Origin of the sequence: Gilliamella sp. Pas-s95 (genome assembly GCF_009795795.1) — a bacterium.
Lineage (GTDB): Bacteria > Pseudomonadota > Gammaproteobacteria > Enterobacterales > Orbaceae > Gilliamella > Gilliamella bombicola.
On the sequence record NZ_WTFC01000118.1, the window covers coordinates 1 to 311 of the forward strand.

A 311-nucleotide genomic window follows, 5' to 3' on the forward strand; every position below is an offset into this window, starting at 1 on the left:
CCACCATTAACAGCTAGTTCAGTGAGTTTAAGTGATTTAGCCACAAGGTTTGGTTATTGGCGTGATGATGATGGAGATGAGCCGGATGCAAATGGTATATCAGGGAGTATATCGGCATCATTTACGGATAAGTATGGCAATGATGTTAGTTTTAACGAAGCATTAAATAAATGTAAGGCTCCTTATAGGGTAACCTTAAGTAGCACAGGGGGATATTTGAACTGCCCCCCAAAAGTTGTACAAAAAAACTAAGCTGCTGGAAAATAATACTCCCGATATTGAACAGGACTCTTTTTGTCCAAGCTTAATTT

Annotated in this window: 1 protein-coding gene; it reads left to right on the top strand. The window is 38.9% G+C overall.

All coding sequences use genetic code 11. The annotated features are described in order from the left end of the window. A partial coding sequence (locus GQ598_RS10990; protein WP_160404148.1) for a hypothetical protein occupies positions 1 to 252 on the top strand: 252 nt, incomplete at its 5' end. Positions 253 to 311: the final 59 nt, after the last annotated feature.